The sequence below is a fragment of the Lysinibacillus boronitolerans JCM 21713 = 10a = NBRC 103108 genome (assembly GCF_000772935.1).
Taxonomy (GTDB): domain Bacteria; phylum Bacillota; class Bacilli; order Bacillales_A; family Planococcaceae; genus Lysinibacillus; species Lysinibacillus boronitolerans.
The window spans coordinates 200475-217058 of sequence record NZ_JPVR01000076.1 but is presented as its reverse complement, the minus strand read 5'-3'; the positions used below and the strand labels follow the sequence as shown (position 1 = coordinate 217058).

Genomic DNA, 16584 nt, shown 5'->3' with positions numbered 1-16584 from the left:
CCTATTAATTGTGAAGGAAGTTTGACATAAAAGCGAATAAAACAGCACCTATCACTCCATACTATGGAAAAAGGAGTGAATCGTAAAGATGGATCGTCAGCGCGTATATTTTTCACTTGCTAATAGAACGTATTATACCAACCCATATGCAGGACCGTGGAATTTCGAACTGAATGTAGATCGACAAGCATTAGATGTATTTGAGAGGATCTTTCAGCAAATGCAACTGTTAGAAATTTCGAATGCATGGCGTGCACAGTTACCGTATATACAGTATCACTTGGATAGAGAAAATGATGAAATAGATAAAAGATTAATGAAAATCTATGCACTTGTTCATGAATATGGGGATGATGATACGAAGGCATTCGTTGAGCAGCTTCCTTATTTTAATAAGCGTGTCTAGTGAATGAAGGAAAAGGTCACTGCTTTAGAAGTGACCTTTTCGTCTATTAACAAATGGCTTTTAAAATTGTAAAAACTGCTTCTCGAGGGACAATGATGGGGATAGTGAGTTGATCTTTAATCATGTTTTTCATCGTTGTGGAATAGCCCATGCAATCAAGAATAAGCAAATCGGCTCCTTGCTCTTCTAATTGTTGTGCTTTTGACAATAAATGTTGGTTATCAAAGTGGTACGGGGAGCTTGCTGAAAAAGTTACATCGAACTGTGCTTTTTGCCATTTCTCTGCAACCGTTCGTTGTTGTTCGGGTTCGGGACCTATTAAACCAATGGCTAATTTTGTATGTAACCCCTTCACTAAATTCGTCATCATACGATCAGGTAATAAAAGATTTTTATAGGATAATTTATTCGTAAAATCTCCTGTACACATAAGTAGTATCCAAGTGAATTCATGTAGATCATCAATGCATCTTTGAATATAAGGCATGAGTTTTTGTTTACTGAGCTTTACTTGTCGACCATTAGTAAGTAGTGTTACTAACACATCTGAGTCCTCATGAGAAGGCGAAAGGGTGGCAATTTCCTCTGAGGAAAGTGAATCCAGTACACCGAATTCATGAACGTGTAAACCTGCTTCTCTTAATTGCTGTATATCCTCTGCCATATCTTTACGTGGTGCCTGACCAATTGTTACAACGGCAATTTTCGAATGTTGCATTGCGCTCACTCCGCTTCGTAATATTTTTGTCCATTTACATAAGTTTGTAAAACCTTTGCTTCTGTTTCAAAAATAGGGTGCGACCAAACAACAAAATCAGCATCTTTGCCTTCCTCAAGGCTACCAATGCGGTGATCTAGCTGTACGAGCTTAGCTGCATTGATCGTAATACTTTTGAGGGCTGTGTTTTCATCTAAACCATAACGAATCGCCTCTGTCGCACAATACTTTAAGTATTGAATTGGTACAAATGGATGATCTGTCATGATAGCAAACGGAATATTATGTTCTTTAAAAATGGCAGCTATCGCTGGTGTAGAATGACGTGTTTCATATTTAGACGGCGTTAACATATAAGGGCCAAGCGTCGCATGGAATCCACTATCTTTAACGGCATCCACAATGAGATAACCTTCTGTGCAGTGCTCTAAATGAAGCTTCACATTAAATTCTTTGGCAATTCTAATAGCTGTCATAATGTCATCTGCTCTATGGCAGTGAAGGCGAAGGGGCATGTCGCCTCGAAGTACCTCAATAAACGGGCGTAACTCAGCATTTTGTTTAATCTGCTCAGTTTGTTGTTGTTCATTGAGTTGACTTGCACGTTGGAAACCATCCCGTAAAAGCTGTGCAATGGCCATGCGAGTCATCGGCTTGCGTTTATACTGATTGCCAAAGACGTTTTTCGGATTTTCCCCTAGGGCCCCCTTTAAACCGCTCCGCTCTACTAAAACACGAGAGGAAAGGGTAGGTCCTGCTGTTTTAAGAATGCTCCAAATGCCACCAATAACATTGGCACTACCTGGACCAGTTTGCACAGTGGTTACGCCACCTTCTAATGCATGTTGAAAGGAAAAATGTCGGATATCTACACTGTCTAAAGCGTGCATAAGAGGTGTAAAGGGTTCGCTATATTCATTGGCATCATTAATGTCTTCGGTGACTTCAGCCCATGTTCCAACATGAGCATGAATATCAATTAACCCCGGTGTAACATAAGCTCCCTGTAGATCAACTAGCTCTGCTTGTGGGGGAAATTCTTTGGCTGGTCCAATATAGACAATTCGTCCATCTTCGATCCATAACTGTTCACAAGTATCGTTTTGCTCATTGACTGTAAGAAACTTTGCATGATGATAAATAATCATTGTGTCAACCCTTCTTCCCGTGCATAAACTTTTGTTCCTTTAATATAGGTTGCGACAACCTGTGCATCTAGATTTAATGGATGCTTATCCCAAATAACAAAATCAGCAAGAAGACCATCACGAATCGCGCCTGTTTTATGGGCGATCCCTAGAAAATTTGCAGCCCCTGTTGTGAGAGCATATAGCACGTCCTGGCGTGCCATACCTTCTCTTACAGCTAAGCAACCTTCTAATGTTAGATGAGAGGTGCTACTAACAGGATGATCCGTACAAAAAACGAAGGGAATATTGTGCTTAAACAGTTGATGATACAGTTTTGGTGATAGTGCCATCATCTCATTGTGCTCAATATATCGAAATGTAGGACCAGCTATAACCGTATTAAAGGATGTTTCATGAAGGAATGTAACTTCAGTGCCATGGATAATATGAAAATCAAAAGTTGAGCCAAATTCTTCTTGAAGGCGGCTAATGAATTCAAGATCAACGGCTTTGTGCGCTCGAATAACGATTTTCGTAATGGACGGCTCTTGTTGCTGAATTTGTTGTAATGTTTCTCTTAAAATTTTGGCGATGCCCATACGCGTGAGTGGTTTTTTCTTTTCAGCGAAAAATGTACTTTTTGCCTGATGTCCAATAGAGAAGGAATATGCCACATCTTTTGAAATAACCATTTCATCAACCGTTGTATGTGTATGGTGAATAATAGCCGTTTTTGCACCAATCAGGCTCTTAGGAGATGGAACAATATGAGATGCTGTCACCCCATGAGAAACAGCCTTTTGAAAAGCAGTATCAAATGGGTAAATGCCATCAACTACAGAATATTGCAAATGTGAGTCAAGTTCATAGCTATCATCACCTTCCCAACGAATTCCTATTTCAGCTAGACCGATTTGTGAACAGCTATCGATAAAACCTGGTGTAATATAGTAGCCATCTAAATCTAACTCTGTTTCGGGTGTATTAGTAGCGGGTTCAAAGTATTGCCCTTGCACTTGAAAAGATTGCTTATTAAAGCTACGAGTCTCAGAATTAAAAACAAGTCCATTTATATAGCGAGTCATCGGATCAAATCTCTCCTTATGAAGAGAAAAGCGGAGACTAGAATCTCCACTTTTCCAGTTTAATTATTTAGTAATGGATACGTTTGTGCCGTTTGGATGTACAATTTGGACGGAGTTATCAGCAGAAACCTCAAAGCCCTGTACTTTTTTGTTTACACCTGCAACCGTTTGTGTTGCCTCTAATTCAATACGTGGAACATCTGCTAAAATCAGCTTTAATGCTTCTTGGTATAATTTTGCACGTTCTTCTTGCACCACTGTTTCTGATACGGCGCGTTCTAATAATTTATCCACTTCTGGATTGCTGTAGCCTTTACCATTTCCTAACGCACCAATTTGATTTGTGTGGAATAATTGATAAAGGAAGAAGTAAGGATCTGGGTACCAAGTCCAGCCACCAATATTCATTGGGGCATTCCCCTTTGCCACAGTATCACTGTAAGTACCCCATTCAAGCACTTTTATTTCCACATCAATATTTAAGTTTTTCTTTAACTGACTTTGGAAAATCGTTGCGTAAGGAACACGTGCTTCTGATACGAAAATCTCTGTCTTGAAGCCATCAGCGTAACCAGCCTCTGCTAGTAATTTTTTTGCTTCTTCTGGATTATATTTTGGTACCATATCAACTAACGATTGATCATATCCCCATGAACCAGGTGGTAATGGTAAATAAGAAACATCGCCGCCACCCCATTGGTTAACGCCGGAAATAATTTCCTCTACATTTGTTGCCATATAAATCGCTTCACGAACGCGTTTGTCAGCAGTTGGACCTACTTTGTTATTAAGATCAAGATAAACAATCGATAGACCTGGATTTGTTAAAAGCTCAAGGTTACTATCTTGGTTGATGATTTCTCGGTTTTGACCTTTAACGTCCATTGCAATATCAATATCACCAGAACGTAATGCGTTTGTCATCATATTTTGATCGGAGATAAACTTCATTGTTAAGTTTTCGACATTTGGCTTATCGCCCCAGTAATTATCGTGACGAACTAATTTTACCTCTTGGTCTTTTTTCCATTCTGTTAGTTGGAATGGACCTGTACCAACAAAGTGTTCAGAAAAATTATCGCCCCATCCTTCAACTTCTTCTTTTGGAATAATAATATTCCCTGCATCCGTTAGCATAGCAAGTAGGGCAGCATTCGGTGTAGCTAAGTGAATCTCTACTTCATAATCCGATAACACTTTCACTTCTGTCACACCACTTAAACGATTCATAGCAGATTCTTTAGCAGAGCGTTCTAAAGAGTATTTCACATCTTCAGCTGTCATTTCACGGCCATCCTGATACTGACCCTTTTGGAATTTAACACCTTCGCGTAATTTGAATGTGTACACTAACATATCCTCTGATACATTCCATTCAGTCGCTAATGAAGGGATGATATCAGATAGATCTTTGTTATAAACAACTAACGTATCACCCATTTGACGCATTACCTGTGATTCATAAACCCCTGTATATTTGATCGGATCAAACGTTTTTGCATTGGCTGACAGACCAATATTTAATGTGCCTCCAGAAGTAGCTTCTCCCTCTTTTTCATCCGTTGAAGTACTTTTCTCATTGTTTCCACCACAAGCAGCTAAAACACCAATTAGTAAAGTTAAAAAGAGTAGTAGTAAAGACTTTCTTACGTTTAATTTCTTCATATGCACTAGCCTCCTTAGTTTTTGTTTCACAATATGAACCGTTGATTCAAAAATGGTAGGTTCGAGATTAAAATTAGCACACTTGTAAATAGAAAGTAAATATAAAATTACAAAGATTCAGAAAAAAATATATTTACAAACAATTATTAAGTGGTGTACTATGTGGTTATTCACAATATGAACCACTGATTCTAATAATGAAAAGGAGGTCTTGCTAAGATGGGCTCATTTATTTTAAAAAGGTTAGTTAACCTCATCCCCACACTGCTAGTAGTAGGGATTATCGTCTTTATTATTACGCGAATGATTCCCGGTGACCCGGCTTCAGTCATGCTTGGACCACAAGCGAGTGTAGAAGATGTAGAGAATTTAAGAGAAGAGCTAGGATTAAATAAATCCATGCCTTCGCAATTTATTTCATATGTAGGAGATCTAGCACAGTTAAATTTAGGATATTCCTATTCTTATAGTGAGTCTGTCATCGGACTTATTCTCGAAAGGTTCCCTAATACAGTGATATTGGCATTGGCAGCGCTGTTAATAGCAGTCGTGATTGGCATCCCAGCAGGAATATTTGCAGCGAGAAAGCAAAATACCATCATTGATTATGTTGTAATGCTTGTGTCATTAGTTGGTGTATCCATGCCAATTTTCTGGTTGGGCATCATGCTTGTTTTATTCTTTAGTGTTAACCTTGGTTGGTTCCCAGCAACTGGGATGGGGAATATCAGCGATGGCCTATGGACCTATTTGAAGCATTTAATATTGCCAGCATTTGCTTTAGCAACGATTCCAATGGCGACATTTGCACGGATTACCCGTTCAAGTATGTTAGAGGTTATTTCGCAAGATTATATTAAAACAGCTCGTTCTAAAGGTATTAAAGAATATTTAGTAATTGGTAAACATGCATTTAAGAATGCGCTAACACCGATTTTAACCGTGTTAGGAATGCAGATTTCTAATTTACTGGGCGGAGCGGTATTAACAGAAACGATTTTTAGTTGGCCCGGTATGGGTCGATTAATTGTAGATGCCATTGATAAACGTGACTTTGTAGTCGTACAAGGTACTGTTATTTTCATTGCGTTTATCTTTGTGCTTGTTAACTTAGTAGTCGATGTACTTTATAAAGTGGTCAATCCTAAGGTCAATTTAGAATCGGATGGGGGGAAAAAATAACAATGACTCAAGCAATCGTCCAAGAAACGAAAAAAAGAAATACGTTATTGCGCAAGTTGCTAAAAAATAAATTAGCGACAATCGGGTTAATCATTGTCACTTTAATGGGTATTGTTGCTATTTTTGCCCCATTGATTGCTACCCATCCACCGAATGAAATGATTGTCGGTAAATCATTTTTACCGATGAATACAGAAGGACATTTATTAGGAACAGATAACTATGGTCGTGATCTGTTTAGTCGCTTAGTTTACGGTACACGAATATCGATGATTGTTGGGATTGCGGCAGTGCTATTTGGTGCTGTGTTTGGCACACTGTTAGGCTTAGTGGCAGGGTATTTTGGTGGACGCATTGATTCGATTATCATGCGCACAATGGATGGTCTTTTCGCATTCCCGTTTATTTTACTGGCTATTACATTGATGACGGTATTAGGGCAAGGACTTGTCAACGTTATTGTTGCGATTGGTATTGCTAATATTCCAGGTTTCGCACGACTTGTTCGAGGACAGGTTTTAAGTGTAAAAGAGGAAGAATTCGTTGAAGTAACACATTCCTTAGGTGCTACACATACGAGAATTATTTTTAGTCATATATTACCAAACTGTTTAGCTCCTTTAATTGTCTATGGAACGATGAGTACAGCTGGCGCTATTATTTCAGAAGCTGCCCTTAGCTTTTTAGGATTAGGCGTTCAACCACCGACAGCTTCATGGGGCAGTATTTTAAAAGATGGTAAAGACTTTTTAGTATTAAATCCCCAAATGGCGACATTTTCAGGCATTTGTATTTTATTAACAGTTCTTGGAATTAACCTATTAGGGGATGGGTTGCGCGATGCATTAGATCCGAAAATGAAAGTTTAATGGAAGGGGGTGGAGTCATGACTGAACGTTTACTAGATGTAGAAAACTTAACAGTAGAATTTAAAAGTGGCGGCTCTACAATGAAAGCTGTTAATGGAGTAAATTTACAATTAAATAAGAAGGAAACACTAGGTATTGTGGGAGAGTCAGGATCAGGAAAAAGTGTCACAGCAACTGCTCTCATGCGTTTAATTCCATCTCCGCCAGGAAAAATAACGAATGGGAAAATTCTATTTAATGGCCGCGATTTAATAGAAATTTCTGAAAAGGAAATGCGCAATGTCCGAGGCAATGACATTTCAATGATTTTCCAAGATCCTATTACAAGTTTGAATCCAGTATTAACAGTGGGCAATCAAATTATTGAAGTCATTCAAGCACATGAAACAATATCGAAGAAAGATGCAGCTATCAAAGCCGTCGATATGTTAAAAATGGTTGGGATTCCTGAGCCAGAGAAACGATTAAAAATGTATCCTCACGAATTTTCAGGAGGAATGCGCCAACGTGTCATGATTGCTATTGCCCTTGCTTGTAACCCGAAACTACTCATTGCCGATGAGCCAACAACTGCACTGGATGTAACTGTACAAGCTCAAATTCTTGATTTAATGAAAAAATTACAACAAGAACATGATACAGCCATCATTATGATTACGCACGATTTAGGTGTGGTTTGGGAGCTATGTGACAAAGTAAATGTTATGTATGCAGGTCGTACAGTAGAGTCTACTACAACAAGGCAGCTCTATGAAAAACCTTTACATCCCTATACGTGGGGATTATTAGAGTCTCAAATTACAATGGGGACACAAGAGCAACAAAGGCTGCCGGCTATTCCTGGTAGTCCACCAGATTTAACAATGCCACATAGTGGCTGTCACTTCTCAGCACGATGTCCTTTAGCGACAGATATTTGTCGTAGTACTGTACCTGACTTAGTGGAAGTACAGGACAACCATTTTGTAGCCTGCCATTTACAAGCAAAAGATCAAATTGTCCCTAGGAAGGAGGGAATTTTTAATGCAACAGTACAATGAACTTGTCTTAAAGGTAAGCAATTTAAAAAAGCATTTTCCTATTAAAAGTTCAATTCCTTTTAAAAAACCAACACAATTTGTGAAGGCGGTAGATGGTGTAAGTTTTGAGTTATATAAAGGTGAGACACTGGGGATTGTGGGAGAGTCGGGGTGTGGTAAATCGACGGTTGCCCGTTTAATCAACCAGCTAATTTCACCAACAGAGGGAATAGTTGAATTTAAGGGAACGGATTTAGCAAGCTTAAATTCAAAAGATATCCGCTCTGCTCGAAAATCCATCCAAATGGTTTTCCAAAATCCTTATGCATCACTCGATCCTCGTAAAACGATTGAATATCTTATTGCTGAGCCATTAGTGATCCATGGGATTGGTGATGAGGCATCCCGTAAAAAGCGAGTGGTTGAATTACTTGAAACAGTCGGATTAAGTGCATACCATGCAAAACGCCATCCACATGAATTTTCTGGTGGACAGAGACAACGCATTAATATTGCTCGGGCTCTTGCACTGAATCCAGATATTGTGGTGTGTGATGAACCTGTTTCCGCACTAGATGTCTCTGTACAGGCTCAGGTTATCAATCTATTAAAAGATTTACAAAAAGAATTCGGCTTAACCTATATTTTTATTTCACATGATTTGAATGTCGTGAACTACATGTGTGATCGAATTGCTGTCATGTATTTAGGAAAAATAGTGGAAATTGGCACATACAAGGAAATTTACGAAAACCCTCAGCATCCTTATACACAAGCCTTGTTGTCAGCCATTCCTAAGGAAAATCCTTTTGATAAAAAGGAACGCATTATTTTAACTGGTGATGTTCCAAGCCCAGTAAATCCCCCGAGTGGCTGTGCATTCCATAAGCGCTGTCGTTTTGCTACAGAAAAATGTGCAGACGTCCAACCGACACTTGATACAGTATCAGCTACACATCAAGTATCGTGTCATTTATTTAAGTCGATAGAGCAAGAAGTATCATCAATTTAACAAAAGATAAAATTTATTGAAGCAGAAAAAGGAGCGGACTGATTATGTCATTGAAGCATGTTATTGAATTATACGAGGTAATGGATAGTATTTATGTAAACGGAGAAACGATTAAAGAGTATTTACACAATATTGATTCCGCAGCAGATGTTAAGGTAAAAACTATTCAAGGCGAAAGCGGCTCAACTGATTTTGTTCGCGTCCTTGTGAAAGGAAAGAACGGCAAGTCCTCAGGCGGGAATGCACCTACATTGGGAATTATTGGACGATTAGGTGGTATTGGAGCGCGCCCTGAAATGACAGGCTTTGTATCAGATGGAGACGGCGCACTGGCCTGTCTGGCAGGAGCAGCAAAAGCTATTGATATGGCCTTAAAAGGCGATCAATTAGAGGGTGACGTTATTTTCTCCACACATATTTGTCCAACAGCTCCAACCTTACCACATGAGCCAGTGCCATTTATGAACTCGCCAGTGGATATTAGTGTCATGAACGAAAATGAAGTAGAAGATACAATGGATGCTATTCTATCCATTGATACAACAAAAGGCAATCAAGTATGTAACCATAAAGGATTTGCTATAACGCCAACTGTTAAAGAAGGTTACATATTAAAAATTAGTGATGATTTATTGCACGTATATACACAATCTGCTGGTATTTCTCCAGTTGTCCTACCGATCACGATGCAAGACATTACACCATATGGTAATGGATTATTCCATATCAATAGTATTTTACAACCGGCTGTTGCAACATCTAGCCCTGTTGTAGGTGTGGCGATTACAACTGAATCTGTTGTAGCAGGCTGTGCAACAGGTGCAACACATGTCACAGATGTAGAAAATGTTGTGCGATTTGTGTTAGAGGTAGCAAAAACTTATGGTACTAATAAATGCTCTTTCTTTGATGAAACACAATTTTCACATATGAAAGGCTTATATGGTAGCATGAGTCATTTACAAACGAAAGGAAACGAGGTACACACACATGAATGATTTACAAGCACTTAAAGCTCAATTAGTAGATGCAGTTGAAAATCATCAAGAGGAATTGTTAGCGTTTTGTTCAAAGCTCATTCAAATTCCAAGTGTCAATCCTCCAGGGGATACGACTGAAATAACAGCTTTTATCGAAAACTATTTAAATGATGTAGGCATTACTTATCAAAAATATGAAGCTGCAGATAAAATGTTTAATTTAGTAGCATCCATTGGAAATGGGGAAGGAAGAGAACTCGTTTATTGTGGTCATACCGATGTTGTACCTGTTGGTGATCTATCGAAATGGGATTTTGATCCATTTTCAGGAGAAGTGAAGGATGGCTGGATGCTTGGCCGTGGGGCAAGTGATATGAAAGCCGGTTTAGCGGGTATTATTTTTGCAACAAAGCTATTAAAGAAACTGGACATCGAACTACCAGGAAAATTAACCTTGGCAATCGTACCAGATGAAGAAACAGGCGGCGAATTTGGTGTTCCTTGGCTGTTAGAGAGAGGCTATGTGCAGGGAGATGGTTGTTTAATCGCTGAGCCCTCTTCACCTTTAAATCCAACAATTGGACAAAAGGGCTCTTACTGGTTTGAATTAGAAGTGCGTGGGGAACCTGGACATGGAAGCCTATCACCATTGGCTGGACGAAATGCCATTGTCGATGCAATTCGAGCTATTCAAGAGATTCGTACACTATGGGATGTAGAAATTACGATTCCTGAAGAGGTACAGCCACTTATCGAGGTATCAAAAAAATACATGCGTGAAGTGGAAAAAGATCGCTTGAAATATCAAGAAGTTTTAGAGAAAATTACTGTAAATATTGGTACAATTGAGGGAGGTACGAAGTCAAACGTAATCCCAGATTACTGTAAGGTTCAGGTCGATTGTCGTTTACCATTTGGCATTACACAAGAGGAAGTAACAGAAATCTTGACAAATAAACTAGATGGTTTGGCTATCGATTATTCAATCCAACGTTTTGGCTTCAAAAGTGTAGCCAATTATACACCTGCTGAAAATCCTATATGCCAATCGATAGTGGAAAATATTTCTTATGTTACGGGGCAAGAGGCATATGGTGTCATGCAGTGGGCAAGCAGTGATGCTCGTCATTTCAGACAGTATGATATTCCTGTATTGCAATACGGCCCAGCTTATTTACCAAGTATTCATGGTTATAATGAAAAAGTGCGTGTTGAGGATATCGTACGCTGTGCAAAAGTTTATATAACTGCTGCTGTTGATTTCCTATATCAAAAGTAAGAGATTAGCTACTCTCTTACTTTTGATAAAGTGATATCAGGTGCTGACGGCTGCTAAATCTATCGATTATTTCCCCCTTAAGAGAGAGATTTGCAGCCGTTTGTACAGATAAATAGATCAGAAGGATGAGAGATATGCTAAAGACATTAAATTTATCAATTGCGGTTTTAAAAATGTTTACAAAGGAAAAGCCCACATGGGGTGGTCGAGAGTTAGCACTGGCGATGAATATGAATCATACAAATTTATATCGCATTCTTGAAACCTTCGAAAATAATGGGTTTATTACAAAAGATCCTATAACGAAAAAATATTCTCTTGGTATTGCATTATGGGAAATAGGTATGAATATGTATGATTCATTAAACATAGATCAGCTATGTATGCCAGTTCTTGAGAAATTAAAGGATGTCACTGGTGAAACAGCTATTTTTACCGTACTGAATGGACTGGAAGCGTTAACATTACTGAAAGCAGAGCCTGTAAATAAGGTGAAATTTACAGTTTCAAGAGGTAGTAGATCGCCACTTTATGTAGGGGCATCTTATCGTTCAATGCTTGCTTTTTTAAATGAAGAGCAAATTGCAAAGGTTATAGATGAACCATTAACAGCTTATACAAATAATACAATGACAGATGCCACAGAAATACGGGCAGAGCTAGTAAAAATTAGATCATGTGGCTATGCACTTAGTAATAGTGAGTATTCGGTCGATGTATTGGCGCTAGCTATGCCTATATTCAATAGTGAGGAACAGGTCGTAGCATCCATTACCGTTTCTGGACCAATTTATCGTTTTACAGAGCAACGTGTTCCGGAGTTTTTGGGACCTTTAACGGAAGCTAGAAATGAAATAGAAGGAATTATTCGTAGATATCATTTGAATTTTAATTAAGGAGTCCTGTTATGCAGCATTTACATGACATTGCACTAAATGTTTTAAAAGGCAATTTAAATGTTCAATCATCAGAGTCACTATTAATTTTGACAGATCATCACAAACAAGACATCGCGAAAATTTTTTATGAAGCTGGACTATCAATTACAGCAAATACAATGTTCATGGTGATGCCCCTGTTAGAGAAATCTGGTCAAGAGCCAATCCAAGCAGTTTCTGAGCTTATGGCGAATGCCGATGTTACACTGTGTATTACCTCCCATTCCTTAACACATACAATGGCTCGTAAACATGCCTGTGAAAAGGGCGGGCGTGTAGCAACAATGCCAGGTGTGACATTGGAGATGCTAGAGCAAGGTGCTCTTCATGCTGATGCAGAGGAGATCGAAGCTATGGTAGAAAAATATGTCCTTTTACTTGATACGGCAAAAGATATTCGTATTGTCAAGGATGGCCATGAGCTCACGTTTAGTGTAGAAGGCCGTTTAGGAATTCGTTCCACTGGTGTTATTCGTCAACCAGGTGAGTATGGAAATATTCCTTCAGGAGAATCATATATTGCGCCAATAGAAACATCTGCGAATGGAGAGATTTTAGTAGATGGCTCTATTGCAAATATTGGTGTCTTAAAGGAGCCATTATTATTAAAAATTAAGAATGGTCGCTTAGAAGAGGCAATCGGTCCTGATGGTGCACGTCTACTTGCTTTACTTGGGGAAGGTAATGGTAGAATTATTGCCGAGTTTGGCATTGGGGCCAATAAAAGTGCCATCCTATGCGGCAATGTATTAGAGGATGAGAAGGTATTTGGGACAATACATATTGCTTTTGGCAGTAATGCACCATTCGGAGGAGCCAATGCGTCAGATGTGCATATCGATTGTGTTGTAAAAAGCCCAATTGTCTACTTTGACGGTCAGCAAGTCATCTAAAGAAAGCGTGTCTTCTTTTGAAGCACGCTTTTTTCATGCTTTACAAGACTGTAGTTAAGAGTTGCTTGCCATTGTAGGATTACACTATAGTAAATATAGATAGGAATAGGAATGATGATTAAATTCTGTCCATAAAATAGAAGCAATGATGAAAAAAAGTAACTTTTGTTTTGCAACAAGAAAGAACGTGAGGTTGAATAGATGTTAACATTTACAGATTTACATGGCCTACAAGTAGATTTGAGTTTTACAAGAGGTGAATTTAAAGTAGAACCTAAACACGTCCTTGTCCTTTTAAAGCATAAGAATAAATGGTTATGTACGGTCCATAAACGACGAGGTGTAGAAGTGCCAGGGGGGAAGTTAGAAGCAGGTGAAACATTAGAGGAGGCGGCAATTCGAGAAGTTTTTGAAGAAACGGGTGTTCATGTGAAAAATCTTCAATGGTTCGCAGAGTATGCAGTGCATGATGAAATCGTTTTTTGTAAAACTGTTTACACTGCACAATTTTTAGCGCAAGAGGCCATAGAATTTGATTTAGAGACATCAGGCATGCTTTGGTTAACCGATGAAGAATTTGCTCAGCATCCTAACTTGAGCTTTCACATGAAGGATGAGGGGATGAAGAAAATGCTGGAGGAGTTGAAAGACCGTGACATACAATGGTGAAATTGTGGAAAAACGTGCCTATCCCTCACCCAATCCAGCAATACGACTAACAGAAATAACCTATCTATCACAGGGCTTACGTATAAAAGGGTTATTAGCGGAACCAAAAAAAGAAGGTACATATGATGGCTTTTTATATTTAAGAGGCGGTATGCAAAGCATCGGGATGGTAAGACCCTCTCGTATTGCACAATTTGCTGCGCAGGGCTTTATCGTATTTGCCCCATACTATCGTGGGAATCGTGGAGGAGAGGGACGTGACGAATTTGCAGGGGCAGACCGTTACGATGCGGTCTATGCCGTAGATGTACTGAAACAATTTTGCAATGACAATATCCATGTTTTTGGTTTTTCGCGAGGTGGTATTATGGCTCTGTGGACAGCCATTTTAAGAAAGGATATTACTTCTGTTGTAACATGGGCAGGTGTTTCTGATGCAACGGCCACTTATTGGGAACGCACAGATATGCGCAGGATGATGAAGCGCGTTATTGGAGGAACACCGAATCGTGTACCAGAAGCGTATGATGCAAGAACACCTCTTTTTGAGATAGAGCGGATAACAGCCCCTGTACTTATCATTCATGGCTATCGTGATGAAAATGTAGATATAGAACATGCCAGACAATTGGCATTTTTTTTAGAGGATGCAAATAAATCATTCGAAACTTGGTATGATCTTAACTACGCACATCAATATCCACCAGCAAAAAATCGTGAAACTGTCCGTGCTCTTTGCAAGTGGATGAAGCAACAATAAAGCTTAGAGAATACAAAAAAGACAAAGGGAACAACGTATTCGTTCCCTTTGTCTTTTATTTAGTCGTTATTTTAATGGGCCACCAAGTGTAGTGATGGCTTCAGAAACGTTTGAGAATTTCTTGAAGTTTTCATTGAATAAGCCTGCAAGCTCAGCAGCTTTTGCATCGTATGCAGCTTTATCTGCCCATGCTTCACGAGGGTTTAACACTTCTGAAGGTACACCTTCAACTGCTGTTGGAATGTGTAAACCAAACACAGCATCTTGTGTCGTTTCAACATCTGCTAATTTACCATCAATTGCTGCACGAACCATTGTACGTGTGTAAGAAAGTTTCATACGGCTACCTGTGCCATATTCGCCACCAGTCCAACCAGTGTTCACTAGGAATACTTGTGCACCGTGCTCGTCAATTTTTTGTCCTAACATTTCTGCATATACTGTAGCAGGAAGTGGAAGGAATGGAGAACCGAAACAAGTAGAGAAAACTGGTTCTGGCTCAGTTACACCACGTTCTGTTCCTGCAAGTTTAGAAGTGAACCCGCTTAGGAAGTGATACATTGCTTGTTCTTTTGTTAATTTACTGATTGGAGGTAACACGCCAAATGCATCAGCTGTTAGGAAGATGATTGTTTTTGGATGACCTGCAACAGAAGGATCAACGATATTTTCGATATATTGGATTGGGTAAGCTACACGTGTATTTTCTGTTAGAGAACCGTCATCATAGTCACAAATACGAGTTTCTGGATCAACAGCTACATTTTCTAATACAGAGCCGAAGCGAATTGCATTGTAGATTTCTGGTTCTTTTTCAGCAGAAAGATTGATTGTTTTCGCATAGCAACCACCTTCAATGTTGAACACACCATTATCAGACCAACCGTGTTCATCGTCACCGATAAGCTTACGATCTGGGTCAGCTGATAACGTCGTTTTACCAGTACCAGATAGACCGAAGAATAATGCCACATCGCCAGCTTCACCTACGTTTGCTGAACAGTGCATTGAAAGGATACCTTGTTGTGGTAATAAGTAGTTCATGATACCAAAAATAGATTTTTTCATTTCACCAGCATATTCAGTACCACCAATTAAAATAATTTTCTTTTCAAGTGATACGATAATGAATGTTTCAGAGGCAGTACCATCAACCGCAGGATCTGCTTTAAAGTTCGGAGCTGAGATGACAGTGAAGTCGGCAACATGAGAAGCTAATTCATCTGCTGTTGGACGGATAAATAATTGATGAGCAAAAAGATTGTGCCATGCGTATTCATTAATAACTTGAATGCTTAATTGTGAATCTTTGTCAGCACCTGCAAAGCCTTTGAATACGAATAACTCGTCACGTTCTTTTAAATATTTTATTACTTTTACATATAGGTTATCGAACACTTCAGAAGAAATTGGTTGGTTGACTTTACCCCAGTCAATTTGATCTTTTGTGCTTTCTTCTTCTACCGTATATTTATCTTTAGGTGAACGACCAGTGTATTTGCCAGTTTCTGCACGAACTGCGCCATCTACTGTTAACATTGCTTCACCACGAGATGTAGCTTTTTCTGCTAATTGTGGTACTGAAAGTTGAACATTAATGTTACCGCCGTTTAATAATTCCTTCAGTTCGTTTGCAATTTCTACTGAATTCATCGATTAAATACCATCCTTTTTTATAGTATTCCCTTGATTTAGAGGGATTTTTTCTTAATTTCAAAAATAGTATAACACAATTGCTTAAATAATCTATACTAATTAAGAAATTATTTTAGAGTTTTTACCACTTTTCAATAAACTGACAAAAAATAATGTTTTTCGAGTAGAATACCATCAATCCTACTGTAATTAGGCATGAAAATTGAGCCACACATATGTTACCACAAGTAGCTAGGTATGTTGTAGGGATTAATTTGCTTCTATTTACATCATCATCCAAGTATGAAAAGTTTTTGTGTAATAGGTTCTTTCCTTTCTATACA

At 38.8% G+C, this 16584-nt stretch carries 16 protein-coding genes; 11 read left to right on the top strand and 5 right to left on the bottom strand.

Annotated elements, in window-relative coordinates:
* The first annotated feature begins 88 nt into the window (after positions 1–88).
* On the top strand, positions 89–406 hold the full coding sequence (locus CD31_RS14290) for a hypothetical protein (RefSeq protein WP_016992524.1): 318 nt from the start codon (positions 89–91) through the stop codon (positions 404–406).
* Positions 407–452: 46 nt separating this feature from the next.
* Here CD31_RS14290 and CD31_RS14285 read toward each other — a convergent pair whose 3' ends face one another.
* The 4 genes from CD31_RS14285 to CD31_RS14270 all read right to left on the bottom strand — a co-directional run bounded on the left by CD31_RS14285 (position 453) and on the right by CD31_RS14270 (position 5004).
* Positions 453–1124: an AroM family protein gene (locus tag CD31_RS14285; protein ID WP_016992525.1), complete on the bottom strand. Its 672-nt coding sequence runs from the start codon at positions 1122–1124 to the stop codon at positions 453–455.
* A gap of 5 nt (positions 1125–1129) precedes the next feature.
* A complete protein-coding gene (locus CD31_RS14280) occupies positions 1130–2272 on the bottom strand; it encodes an amidohydrolase (protein ID WP_036078482.1) in 1143 nt (380 codons plus the stop codon).
* The gene (locus CD31_RS14275) at positions 2269–3339 is read right to left on the bottom strand and encodes an amidohydrolase family protein (RefSeq protein ID WP_036078480.1); all 1071 of its coding nucleotides are present in this window, start codon (positions 3337–3339) and stop codon (positions 2269–2271) included. The genes CD31_RS14280 and CD31_RS14275 overlap by 4 nt, the downstream gene beginning before the upstream one ends.
* A gap of 63 nt (positions 3340–3402) precedes the next feature.
* Entirely contained in the window at positions 3403–5004 is a 1602-nt protein-coding gene (locus CD31_RS14270; protein ID WP_036078477.1) for an ABC transporter substrate-binding protein, read from the bottom strand.
* 219 nt (positions 5005–5223) lie between these two features.
* Here CD31_RS14270 and CD31_RS14265 point away from each other — a divergent pair, with 219 nt between their 5' ends.
* The 10 genes from CD31_RS14265 to CD31_RS14220 all read left to right on the top strand — a co-directional run bounded on the left by CD31_RS14265 (position 5224) and on the right by CD31_RS14220 (position 14605).
* Entirely contained in the window at positions 5224–6186 is a 963-nt protein-coding gene (locus tag CD31_RS14265; RefSeq protein WP_004225947.1) for an ABC transporter permease, read from the top strand.
* Positions 6187–6188: 2 nt separating this feature from the next.
* On the top strand, positions 6189–7055 hold the full coding sequence (locus tag CD31_RS14260; protein ID WP_004225950.1) for an ABC transporter permease: 867 nt from the start codon (positions 6189–6191) through the stop codon (positions 7053–7055).
* Between the two features lie 17 nt (positions 7056–7072).
* Entirely contained in the window at positions 7073–8095 is a 1023-nt protein-coding gene (locus CD31_RS14255; protein WP_016995144.1) for an ABC transporter ATP-binding protein, read from the top strand.
* A complete protein-coding gene (locus tag CD31_RS14250) occupies positions 8079–9086 on the top strand; it encodes an ABC transporter ATP-binding protein (RefSeq protein ID WP_036078474.1) in 1008 nt (335 codons plus the stop codon). Before CD31_RS14255 ends, CD31_RS14250 begins: the two co-directional genes overlap by 17 nt.
* Before the next feature lie 44 nt (positions 9087–9130).
* A complete protein-coding gene (locus tag CD31_RS14245; protein ID WP_036078472.1) occupies positions 9131–10084 on the top strand; it encodes a DUF1177 domain-containing protein in 954 nt (317 codons plus the stop codon).
* Complete coding sequence (locus tag CD31_RS14240; protein WP_036078470.1) at positions 10077–11345, top strand: M20 family metallopeptidase; 1269 nt, start codon at positions 10077–10079, stop codon at positions 11343–11345. Before CD31_RS14245 ends, CD31_RS14240 begins: the two co-directional genes overlap by 8 nt.
* Positions 11346–11479: 134 nt before the next feature.
* Positions 11480–12241: an IclR family transcriptional regulator gene (locus tag CD31_RS14235; RefSeq protein WP_036078468.1), complete on the top strand. Its 762-nt coding sequence runs from the start codon at positions 11480–11482 to the stop codon at positions 12239–12241.
* An 11-nt stretch (positions 12242–12252) separates the two neighbouring features.
* Positions 12253–13176, top strand: a complete 924-nt coding sequence (locus CD31_RS14230; RefSeq protein WP_016995139.1) for an aminopeptidase — start codon at positions 12253–12255, stop codon at positions 13174–13176.
* Between the two features lie 201 nt (positions 13177–13377).
* Complete coding sequence (locus CD31_RS14225; RefSeq protein ID WP_036078466.1) at positions 13378–13845, top strand: NUDIX domain-containing protein; 468 nt, start codon at positions 13378–13380, stop codon at positions 13843–13845.
* The gene (locus tag CD31_RS14220) at positions 13829–14605 is read left to right on the top strand and encodes an alpha/beta hydrolase family protein (RefSeq protein ID WP_036078464.1); all 777 of its coding nucleotides are present in this window, start codon (positions 13829–13831) and stop codon (positions 14603–14605) included. The genes CD31_RS14225 and CD31_RS14220 overlap by 17 nt, the downstream gene beginning before the upstream one ends.
* Positions 14606–14671: 66 nt before the next feature.
* On the opposite strand, the gene pckA is transcribed toward CD31_RS14220, so the two are convergent.
* Positions 14672–16258: a phosphoenolpyruvate carboxykinase (ATP) gene (pckA, locus tag CD31_RS14215; protein WP_016994468.1), complete on the bottom strand. Its 1587-nt coding sequence runs from the start codon at positions 16256–16258 to the stop codon at positions 14672–14674.
* Positions 16259–16584 lie beyond the last annotated feature (326 nt).

What these genes read in the sequence shown, in the direction of transcription:
- CD31_RS14260 (WP_004225950.1), top strand. Translation starts at nt 6,189, where the DNA reads ATGACTCAAGCAATCGTCCAAGAAACGAAAAAAAGAAATACGTTATTG.
- CD31_RS14255 (WP_016995144.1), top strand. Translation starts at nt 7,073, where the DNA reads ATGACTGAACGTTTACTAGATGTAGAAAACTTAACAGTAGAATTTAAA.
- CD31_RS14235 (WP_036078468.1), top strand. Translation starts at nt 11,480, where the DNA reads ATGCTAAAGACATTAAATTTATCAATTGCGGTTTTAAAAATGTTTACA.
- CD31_RS14245 (WP_036078472.1), top strand. Translation starts at nt 9,131, where the DNA reads ATGTCATTGAAGCATGTTATTGAATTATACGAGGTAATGGATAGTATT.
- CD31_RS14265 (WP_004225947.1), top strand. Translation starts at nt 5,224, where the DNA reads ATGGGCTCATTTATTTTAAAAAGGTTAGTTAACCTCATCCCCACACTG.
- CD31_RS14225 (WP_036078466.1), top strand. Translation starts at nt 13,378, where the DNA reads ATGTTAACATTTACAGATTTACATGGCCTACAAGTAGATTTGAGTTTT.
- pckA (WP_016994468.1), bottom strand. Translation starts at nt 16,258, where the DNA reads ATGAATTCAGTAGAAATTGCAAACGAACTGAAGGAATTATTAAACGGC.
- CD31_RS14240 (WP_036078470.1), top strand. Translation starts at nt 10,077, where the DNA reads ATGAATGATTTACAAGCACTTAAAGCTCAATTAGTAGATGCAGTTGAA.
- CD31_RS14230 (WP_016995139.1), top strand. Translation starts at nt 12,253, where the DNA reads ATGCAGCATTTACATGACATTGCACTAAATGTTTTAAAAGGCAATTTA.
- CD31_RS14250 (WP_036078474.1), top strand. Translation starts at nt 8,079, where the DNA reads ATGCAACAGTACAATGAACTTGTCTTAAAGGTAAGCAATTTAAAAAAG.
- CD31_RS14270 (WP_036078477.1), bottom strand. Translation starts at nt 5,004, where the DNA reads ATGAAGAAATTAAACGTAAGAAAGTCTTTACTACTACTCTTTTTAACT.
- CD31_RS14290 (WP_016992524.1), top strand. Translation starts at nt 89, where the DNA reads ATGGATCGTCAGCGCGTATATTTTTCACTTGCTAATAGAACGTATTAT.
- CD31_RS14285 (WP_016992525.1), bottom strand. Translation starts at nt 1,124, where the DNA reads ATGCAACATTCGAAAATTGCCGTTGTAACAATTGGTCAGGCACCACGT.
- CD31_RS14275 (WP_036078480.1), bottom strand. Translation starts at nt 3,339, where the DNA reads ATGACTCGCTATATAAATGGACTTGTTTTTAATTCTGAGACTCGTAGC.
- CD31_RS14280 (WP_036078482.1), bottom strand. Translation starts at nt 2,272, where the DNA reads ATGATTATTTATCATCATGCAAAGTTTCTTACAGTCAATGAGCAAAAC.